This window comes from Streptomyces sp. NPDC058052 (genome assembly GCF_042885515.1).
Classification (GTDB): domain Bacteria; phylum Actinomycetota; class Actinomycetes; order Streptomycetales; family Streptomycetaceae; genus Streptomyces.
In genome coordinates this window covers 293,107-302,462 of the sequence record NZ_JBHVRX010000006.1, presented here as the reverse complement: position 1 = coordinate 302,462, position 9,356 = coordinate 293,107, and the positions used below count along the sequence as shown (strand labels likewise).

8 protein-coding genes are annotated in these 9,356 nt (G+C 74.3%); 4 read left to right on the top strand and 4 right to left on the bottom strand.

Translation table 11 applies throughout. From position 1 onward, the window contains the following. The first annotated feature begins 363 nt into the window (after positions 1-363). Entirely contained in the window at positions 364-612 is a 249-nt protein-coding gene (locus ACFVU3_RS12000; RefSeq protein ID WP_390065745.1) for a hypothetical protein, read from the top strand. Between the two features lie 42 nt (positions 613-654). Here the strand turns inward: ACFVU3_RS12000 and ACFVU3_RS11995 are convergent, their stop codons facing one another. After that, complete coding sequence (locus tag ACFVU3_RS11995) at positions 655-1,308, bottom strand: hypothetical protein (RefSeq protein WP_390065744.1); 654 nt, start codon at positions 1,306-1,308, stop codon at positions 655-657. A 283-nt stretch (positions 1,309-1,591) separates the two neighbouring features. Here ACFVU3_RS11995 and ACFVU3_RS11990 point away from each other — a divergent pair, with 283 nt between their 5' ends. Then, positions 1,592-2,020, top strand: coding sequence for a hypothetical protein (locus ACFVU3_RS11990; RefSeq protein ID WP_390065743.1), 429 nt, complete (start codon positions 1,592-1,594; stop codon positions 2,018-2,020). 2 nt (positions 2,021-2,022) lie between these two features. Continuing rightward, positions 2,023-6,513, top strand: coding sequence for a caspase family protein (locus ACFVU3_RS11985; protein ID WP_390065742.1), 4,491 nt, complete (start codon positions 2,023-2,025; stop codon positions 6,511-6,513). Between the two features lie 61 nt (positions 6,514-6,574). Here the strand turns inward: ACFVU3_RS11985 and ACFVU3_RS11980 are convergent, their stop codons facing one another. The 3 genes from ACFVU3_RS11980 to ACFVU3_RS11970 all read right to left on the bottom strand — a co-directional run bounded on the left by ACFVU3_RS11980 (position 6,575) and on the right by ACFVU3_RS11970 (position 8,515). Further along, entirely contained in the window at positions 6,575-7,048 is a 474-nt protein-coding gene (locus ACFVU3_RS11980; protein WP_390065741.1) for a hypothetical protein, read from the bottom strand. 100 nt (positions 7,049-7,148) lie between these two features. Further along, the gene (locus ACFVU3_RS11975; RefSeq protein ID WP_390065740.1) at positions 7,149-7,757 is read right to left on the bottom strand and encodes a Fic family protein; all 609 of its coding nucleotides are present in this window, start codon (positions 7,755-7,757) and stop codon (positions 7,149-7,151) included. Next, a complete protein-coding gene (locus ACFVU3_RS11970) occupies positions 7,712-8,515 on the bottom strand; it encodes a hypothetical protein (protein ID WP_390065739.1) in 804 nt (267 codons plus the stop codon). Before ACFVU3_RS11970 ends, ACFVU3_RS11975 begins: the two co-directional genes overlap by 46 nt. A gap of 148 nt (positions 8,516-8,663) precedes the next feature. On the opposite strand from ACFVU3_RS11970, the gene ACFVU3_RS11965 reads away from it, so the two are divergent. Further along, on the top strand, positions 8,664-9,179 hold the full coding sequence (locus ACFVU3_RS11965) for a GNAT family N-acetyltransferase (RefSeq protein ID WP_390065738.1): 516 nt from the start codon (positions 8,664-8,666) through the stop codon (positions 9,177-9,179). Positions 9,180-9,356: the final 177 nt, after the last annotated feature.

Here is a 9,356-nt window from a genome sequence, read left to right as displayed (position 1 = left end):
CGGCCGGGCCGGGCGGCCGGGCCGGGCGGCCGGGCCGGGCGGCCGGGCCGGGCGGCCGGGCCGGGCGGCCGGGCCGTCGATCTGGCGCACCGCGTGCCGCGGATGCCATCATGGATTCCATGATGATCACCAGAAAGGCTCATGCCGCGTAAGCGACCCGGCGCGATCCGCGCCACGCTGGAGCGCCGGCCGTCCGCTTGGACGCGTGAACTGGCGCCCATCGACCGCCTGTCGCGTGAGGCGAGTGCCGTCGTCCATCTCGTGGAACACAGCCTGCACACGCATGAGGTGTGCCCCGGACGAACCGCACAGTTCCTCGCCGACTACCGGAGGTTCTTGAGGCAGCCCGGCCGGAGGCTGTGGTTGACCGCTTCGGAGTGCCCGTCCTGTCCGGGCTGCCAGTACGACGATGTCGCGGTGGTCAGGGACGCGCTGGAGCACATCTCGAACGTGCTCCCGCTCCGGGCCCGCACCGAGCTGCGACGGCTGCTCGCCCGTCTCGACGCGGAGTTCCGCCGCAGGACGCTGGCCGACCCCTGTCCGGGCCATTGGCACGACTGGAGCGGGGTGCCGTATCCGTGGTGGCACCGACGGCTGTACCAGGGGCGGTAGAGAACGGGCGGTGCCGGTCGCGGTGTGCGGTGTGCGGTGTGCTCAGTCGGTGAGGAACGCGCCTTCGCGGCATGCGCGGCAGACGAAGACGTAGCCCAGTTGGCCGCCGAGGTTCATCGCGGTCGACGAGGAGATGCCCTCCTCCAGATGGGCCGCGAACTCCATCGGGCCGGCGCAGGAGGGACATGCGGGCAGGCGGTCGTCCTCGAGGTAGGAGGGGCTGCCGCCGAGCGACCCGAGCACTTCGCGTTGCTTCCCGAACCGCTCGCCGGGTTCCCGCTGCCAGTCCGAGCGGGCGAGGTCGTAGGCATCGGGCATGACGCCGTCCTCGTCGGTCTCGTCAAACTCGTCGGTCTCGTCGAGGTCGGTCGTCACGACGTGGATGCGGATGGCAGAGGTGGCGGGCAGCAGCGTCGCTCCCGTCTTGGGCACGGTCACCGGCAGCAGCCCCTCCGAGGGGAACACGAAGACGCGGTTCGCGCCGGAGGCCGCGTCCCAGAAGTCGCATGCGCCGGGGTCGTTCTGACACACGAACACCGACAGAACGCCGTCCTCGACCGGAAGGTGGGCGAAGAACTGCAGCGGCCCTCCGCAGGAGGACCCGCACACGGGCCAGGTGAATCCCGCGGGCGCCAGCGGCACACCCCCGGTGCGCGGGACGCCGGAATCGGCCGGTGCGGCGCCGTCGTAGATCATGAGAGTCGTCTGCATGGCGGAATGTTAGGGGGCTCCCACGAACGCGGCCCCACGCGCCCCACGCGGCACACACGGCCCACGCGGCCCACGCGGCCCACGCCCCAGCAGCCCACTCAACTCACCCAGCTCACCCAGCTCACCCAGCTCACCCAGCTCACCCAGCTCACCCAGCTCACCCAGTCTGCTATCAGACCAACACCCCTGCCGAAAAAAGCCTGTTGGGCCGGGCGCATGCGTCGCTACCCTCTGATGCCCGTGCGTCACTCGTTACACGGAGGGGCCCGTGCGAATCACTCTGGATGCCGGTGGTGCGGCCGAGGCGGACGATCTGCGGCAGTGGCTGCGGCGCGATCCTCAGCTGCGGGGTCTCGTCCGGTCGGTTCCCGTGAAGGCGCCGGATCCCGGGAGCATGAGCGGTGCCGTCCAGGACCTCGTCGCCCTCGTGCTGGCTCCGGGCGGGCTGACGGCGGCCGCGGCGGCCGCGGTGGTGGCCTGGCTGCAGAGCCGGAAGGTCAATCAGACCGTGACCATCACGCGACCCGACGGGACCCAGGTGACCGTCACCTCCGAGCGGATCGACGGGCGTGCGGCCCCCAGTGCGGATGAGCTGGCGCAGCGGGTGGCCGAGGCGCTCCAGGCTCCGCCGTCCGGGGAGCCGCAGGCCGGTGGGCCGGAGGAGTCCGGGCAGGCGGGCGCGGCGGACGGCGCCTGACCGTGGCGGGCGCCCGGGGGGACCTGGCGGCGGCCGACTGCCACGCCGTCGTGGTCGGCACCGGCCGGTACGGGACGGGCGGCGCGCAGCCCCTGTCCCCGCTGCCCGGCGCCGCGCACTCGGCCGCCGATCTCGCGCGAGTGCTGCGGGAGAACTGCGGGATGGAGGACCGGGTCACCCTCGTCCTCGACCCGGAGGGGCCCACCGAGGTGCTGGCCGCCGTCCAGGACGCCATCGACGCCTCGGAGGGCGGCGTGGTGCTCTTCTGCTTCGCCGGGCACGGGCTCCTCGGGCCGGGCCGGCAGCTGTACCTCGCCACGGCGGGGACCGCGTCGGCGAGCGACACCGTCCGTGCCGTGCCGTACGACCAGATCAGCAAGCGCCTCGCGGACTCGGCCGCGACCCCGGTGGTCGTCCTCGACTGCTGCTTCAGCGGTCTCGCGCAGGCCGCGCCCCAGGAGTCGTACCGCGAACTGCTCACCTCCGCCCGCCCCGAGGGCAGCTTCCTGCTGTCCTCGGCGACGCACTACGCCGCTTCCTTCGCCCCGGCGGGGCAGCGGCACACGCTGTTCAGCGGGGAGCTGCTGCGGCTGCTGACCGAGGGCGACCCGGGCGGGCCGGCGTGGCTCACCTTCCTCGACGTCTACCGGATCCTCGACCACCGGTTCCAGGGCGGTCCGGCGCGCCCGCACTCCGAAGGCGTGGGCCTCGCCGCCGACCTCGTGATCGTCCGCAACGCGGGGCGGCCCGCCGGCGGGGAGGACCCGGACGGCGCGGTCGGGCAGAGCGAAGGCCCCTGCCCGTATCCGGGCATGCGGCCCTTCCTGCCGGAGCAGCGTCACCTCTTCTTCGGCCGCGAGGAGCTGACCCGTTCGCTCTTGGCCCGGGTGACCGGCGACGACGACCGGGGGCCGATCGTCCTCGTGGGCGCGTCCGGCGCGGGGAAGTCGTCGCTGCTGAGGGCGGGGCTGGTGGCCGGGCTGGAGCGGGAGCGGGTGCTGCTCCTGCCCGGTGTCGGCTCCCGGCCGTTCCGCACTCTGGCGGAGCGCTGGGCCGCCGCGACGGGCCGGGCCTTCTCCGAGGTGGAGGGGGAGCTCGGCGCCGGACGTTTCGGTCCGGACGGGCCGGACGTCCTGGTGGTCGACCAGCTGGAGGAGCTCTTCACCCAGTGCCAGGACGACGAGGAGCGTGAGCTGTTCCTCCGGGCGGTCACTGGGTCCTCGGCCCGGCGCCCGCGCATCGTGCTCGGTCTGCGCGCCGACTTCTACGGACAGTGCCTGGCCGACGCCCGGCTCGCCCGGGTCCTGCGGAACGGGCAGTTCACCGTCGCCGCCATGTCCGACGACGAGCTGAGGGCGGCCGTCGAGCGGCCCGCGGACCACGCCGGGCTGCGCCTGGAGGACGGGCTCGCCGAGCATCTGCTGCGTGAGCTGCGCCAGGAGCGGGCCGCCGAGGGGGACGCCGTCGCCCTGCCGTTCCTCGCCCACGCCCTCCAGGAGACCTGGGCGCGCCGCCGCGGCGACCAGCTGACCTTCGCCGGGTACCAGGCCACGGGCGGGATCCGGACCTCCGTGATCCGCACCGCCGACCAGGTCCACGACGAGCTGGACGACGACGGACGGCGCCGGCTGCGCGAACTGCTCCTGCGGATGGTCGTCCTGGTGGACGACGGCCCCCACGCGGCGCGCCGCCGGATCGCCGCGGAGAACCTGGACGGGGCCGGCGACCTCCTCGGCCGGCTGGTGGCCGCCCGCCTCGTCGTCGTCGACCGCGGCGAGGCCCAGCTGTGCCACGACTCGCTGCTGTACGGGTGGCCGAAGCTGCGGGAGTGGATCGACCAGGACCGTTCGGGGCTGGTCGAGCACCGCAGACTGGCCACGGCGGCCGATCGCTGGCACGCGGCGGGCAGACCCGACAGCGAACTGTACGAAGGGCCCCAGCTGGCCGTGGCGCGGGCCCGGCTCGCGCCAGGCCCCGGGACACCGCTGCCGCTGCGGCCCGTGGAGCGTGACTTCCTGCGGGCCGGCGCGGCCCGGCAGAACCGGCGCCGCAGGGCCTTCCGCATGGCGACAGCGGTGATCGCCGTGCTGGCCGTCCTCGCCGGCACGCTCGCCGTACTGTTCCGCGGGGCCCAGGAGGACGCGGAAGGCCGGGAGACCGTGCTCATCGCCAACCAGCTGGCCGGTCAGGCGGACGCCGTGCGGGGGCGCGACCCCCAGACGGCCCTGCGCCTGAGCCTGGCCGCCTACCGCGTGGCCGAGACGCCCCAGACCCGGTCCAGCCTCTACGCGGCGTACCTCTCCCAGGCCCCCGTGGAGCTGGCGGGCGCGGTCCGGGAGCCCGTGCTCAACATCGGGTTCAGCGCCGACGGGGACGTCCTGGCCACCAGCCAGCGCCGCGGGCGGGTGCAGCTGTGGGACATCTCCCGCAGGAACGAGCCCTCCAGGGTCGCGCACCTCGGCCTCGACGGCAGCGCGGCGATCGCCTTCCACCCGCGCGACCGGCTGCTCGCGGCCCAGACGGCGACGCGGCTCTCCCTCTGGGACGTCACGGACCCGGCGCGGCCGCGGGAGATCGCCACCCGCCCCGTCGCCGAGGGGACCACGCACACGCTGGCGTTCAGCCCGGACGGCCGGACGCTGGCGGCGGCCGGGGCGGGAGGCCGGCTGCGGCTGTGGGACGTGTCGCGGCCGTCCGCCCCGCGGCTGCGCACCGACCGTCCGGTCGCGGCGACCACGATCATCTCGCTGGCGTTCGGCCGCGACGGCCTCCTCGTCACCGGGAACGGGAGGTCGGGCGCGAAGGCGGAGGACCCGGCCGAGGTGCGGCTGTGGCGGGTGACCGACCCGGCACGGCCGGAACTGCTCGACACCGCCGCGGCGGAGTCGGTGATGGCGGTCGCCTTCCATCCGAAGCGGGACCTGGTCGTCGCGACGGGCGGGGAGTCCCGCATGGGCTGGTGGACCGTCGAGGGCGGGCGCCGGCTCGTCGCCGTCGGGCCGAAGGAGTCGTACGAGAGGACCTGGGGCTACGGCGGCAGCCTCCCGTCCCTGAGCTTCCGGCCCGACGGCGGACGGCTCGCCGCGGCGAACGCGGAGGGCGCCGGAGGGGCGTGGCTGCGGAACACCGCGGGGAGCGGCGCCGAGCCGGCGGACGGTCAGGCCGAGGAGGGGACCGTGCCGGGCGGGGAGCCGGCCCAGGCCGTGGCGTACAGCCCGGACGGGTCCCATCTCGCGGTCGGCGACGTCGGAGGGAACGTCCGCGCGTGGCCCGAGCGTGCCCCGGCGCCGCGGCTGGCCGGGAGGATCTGGGACGGCGATCCCGGGACCAGCCCGGTGAGCGAGGACGGCAGGTTCGCCCTCACCAAGGGCACGGACGCCACCCGGGTCTGGGACCTCAGCACCGCGGACACCGCCGAGGGAGCCGACCCGCGGCTCCATTTCACGCTCCCCGAGGGATGGGAGGCCCGCTACTTCCTGCCGGGCCGGGACGGTCCGCTGCTGCTGGCCCACCGGTGGACCGACGGATCGAAGGACCACGTCTTCCGGGTGTGGGACCTCGGTGGCGGTGGGCCACCGGTGCAGGGGGCTCCGTTCACGGTCACTGCCTCCGATGTGCGCAGCGCGGTCTCCGGCGACGGGCGGCTCTTCGCGGTCGGCGGCTGGACGGGCACCCTGCTGGACGTGTGGGACCTGACCGACGTACGGAATCCGGTGCGCCGCTCGCGCCTGCCCGTGACGCCGCTGGCCGAGCCGGAAAGTCTCTTCTTCCTGGGCGACCGGGCGCTGGCCGTCGTCGAAGGCGACGAGAACACCGTCGGCCGCCCGCGCGACCTGCGCGTCTGGGACCTGGGCGACCCGGAGAAGCCCCACCGGGGACCGAAGCTGGAGGGCGTGGCGGAGAGCCGGGCGGCGTACATCCCCTCGACCCGCCTGCTGATCAGCGACGACAGCGCGGAGCGGGCCCAGCTCTGGGACATGACGGACGTCCGAGCCCCCCGCAAGGCCGCGCGGCTGCCCGCCGCGTCCGGCGGCTACCAGCCCGTCGGCAGGTCCCTGCTGGCGACCACGCTCCTGGACGGCACCGTGAGGTTCTGGGACGTCGCGGACCCGTACGAGCCGAGGGAGCTGCCCAGGATGCGGTTCGACCGGTTCATCAGCAGCATCACCCCCGCGCCCGACGGCGAACGCGTCCTCACCGGCGAGCCGTACCGCATCTGGGAGACGGACGGGGACGGCCGCTGGCGCACACCGGCCGTCGCCACCCTCGAAGGCGCCAAGGAACTCCGGCTGCTCCCGGAGAAGAGCCCCTTCATGGCCGTCCTGCCGTACGACGCGGACAGCAACGCCCTCCGCGGGCAGAGCACGTACCTCCTCGACCACGACACCGACCGCGTCTACGCACGGCTGTGCCGCACCCACCCCCTCAGCGTCGAACCCGACCAGTGGCAGGCCATGCTCCCCCATCTCTCCCACCGGCGGTCCTGCGGCTGAGGCACGGACGGGGGAACCGCTCTCGTCCGGTGAGGCGGGAGCGCCGCGAGCTGTGGGTGGGTCAGATCCGGTGGTCCGGGTGCCGTGTGTTCCAGGCGCGGAGGAACGCCGCGCGCTGCGCGTCGAGCGTGACGACGTCTTCGGGCGGGGCCGGGGCGAAGATGTCGACGGTCTCCGGGCCTGTCCCCCGTACGTCGAAGAAGTCGAGGTACGCCTCACGTCCGTGGGTGAACTGGCGCAGCTGTCCGGACGGGTGGACGCCGGAGCGGGCTCCCTGGCAGCACAGCAGGCGACCGTCGCGTTCGAGCCGGCGCCGGATCTGGAGCAGGCAGTCGAGGTAGTCCGTCCCGCTGATCTCGGTGAGCGCGCCGTCGTCGAGGAGACCGACGATCGCGCGGGAGGCCGGGCCGAGGCGGAGCGTGACGGACCGCGAACGGCCGTCCGGGTCCACCGTCCGCAGGGTCACCTCTTCGGTCCACTTCAGGTGGGCAGGGTCGCTGTCCGCGGTGCTGTTCCGCTCGGGCCGTCCGTTCATGTCGGCCATGGTCACAGCGGGAAGCGCGCTCGGGAAGTGCCGGCACGGGCCGGTGCGTACGACCGTGCCGCCGCGACCGCCTCCGCGCCCGGGCTGCCCGCTACGGGCCGGGAGGCGCTGCTCTGCGCCGGGTCTCCGTGAGGTGGACGTCCAGGAAGCGGGCGAGGGCCAACGCGTCCGCGGGGTTGTCGGCCTGGAACGTGACGCGGCGGAGCAGGGTGACGCTGTCGAGCGCGACGCCTTCGCGGGCGAGGACGAAGAGCAGGGTGAGGAAGGCGGACCTGGCGTTGCCGTCGTCGAAGGGGTGGAAGAAGCAGACGTCGAGGTAGGCGCGGGCGGCGCGGGCCGTGAGGGGTACGGGACGCTCCGTGTCGGCCGCGCTCCCGGCCAGGCAGGCGTCGAGGCGGGCCCGGGTGCCGGGGCCGATGCCGTAGCGCTCCCGGCCTCCCTTGGCGAAGGCGGGGCGATCGCGGAACGGTGGTGGCTGCGGTGTGCCCAGGACGTGTTGCTGCCAGTGCTGGAGCCGTGCGAAGTCCAGGGAGGCTCCGTGTGCCGCGTCGGTCCGGAGCAGGGCCAGGGCGGCGAGCAGGCCGTCGGCGCGGTCGGGGTGCAGGGCGCCGTCGAAGGCACGGATGTCCTCCGCGGCCCCGTCGCGCGCCGGGGTCACCGGCACGTCCCCGGCGCCGTCCGGCGCTTCCTGCCAGGGCACGGTCTCACGCACCGCGAGCCAGCGCGCGAGGTGGTCCGGCGGGGGGCCGGGGGGGGTCGAACGGCGTCGGCCGGGCGGAGCGACAGCGCGAGCCGTTCCGCGACGTCGTCGACGAGCGCCGCGTCGGGGCCGGTCCAGCTGGCGAACCGTCCGCCGATCGCCTCGTCGACCAGCTCCTCCGCGACGCCGGGGGCGACGCCCCAGCGGCTGAGGAACCAGGTGAGCACCTGCCGGCAATGGCCGTACCAGCCGCTGCCGCAGCCCGTGCGGTCGGTCACCTGGAGGATCAGGTTCCGGGCGGCGCGCTCCCACAGGATCCGCTGGTCGTCCACGTCGGCCAGGGCCAGCGGGTAGGCGTCGAACCGACCGGCGAGGCTCTCCAGCCATGCGCGCCACTCGCACAGCGCCGCCGCGACACGGGCGAGCGTCTCGTCCGGGGTGGTGACCGAGTGGCTCGGGCAGCACCAGGTGCCGACGGGGCCTCCGTCGAAGTCGCCTTCGTCGTGGGCCCAGCGCCAGCCCACCGTCCAGCGTCCGTAGTGTTCGGCGAGGGCGTGCGCCATGGCGTCCGCCCAGGACTCGCCCTCGCCCCTGCTCCCGTCACGTGTCGCACCGTCGGCGGGGTCGGGGCGGCAGGGCATCCGGTGGGCGGGCCCGAGGGACCGCACCACCCGCGGCGCCGACGCGCTGTCGAAGGGATGACGAGCGGGGTCCACGTCGTCCCAGGTCAGAAGGCGGGGTGACAGCTCGACGATCACCGCGCAAGTCTGGACGTCCGTGAGGCCGCACCGCAATCGGATTACCTCGGGGCGGGATCGCGGGAAACCTACGGACGTACGGAAGCACCTCTCCGACGCCGACGCCGACGCCGACACCGACACCACCACCCGACGGAGCTGCCCGGTCATGACGCACCGCCCCGAACCGTCCTCTCCCACCGTCCCGGTCCGGCCGGCCGGACCGGCCGATGCCGGTGAGATCACCCGGCTGCGGTCCACGTACGTCCTGTCCGAACCCCTCGGGGAGGACTGGCTCGCCGTCTGCCGCGAGCAGCTCGCCGAGCGGCTCGGACCTGGGGGCGACGCGCGCGCCCATGTCGTCGACGCGCCGGCCGGCGGGCTCGCCGCCTGCGCCATGGGCCTGATCCACCGTCTCCTACCTGGCCCCCGCTACCCCGAGGGGCTGGCCGGCCGCGTCCACGTCGTGGCCACCGAGGCCGCGTACCGGCGCCGGGGGTACGCCCGGGCGGCCGTGGCCGCGCTGCTGGAACGCTTCCAGCAGGAGGGGGTCACCCTCTTCGAACTGCACGCGAGTGACGAGGCGGCGCCGCTGTACGCGGAGTTCGGGTTCGCGAGCGATCCGGCCATGATGCGGATGACCCGGCTCGTCGCTCCGGACGCTTCGCCCCGGCCAGACAGGTGACGAGGAAGCGGAACGCGTCGTCACGGCTCCGGACTCCTCGCCCGGGAGGTCGCGTTGGCGGTCAAGCCGCTGCGAGTGGAGTCACTAGTTCTGGTGAACACTTCCTCCCGAGGCGGTGCGGGGGCGGGCGCGCAGTGATCATGAAAGTGCCCCTTCTCTTTGCTCGTGTGAAAGGTG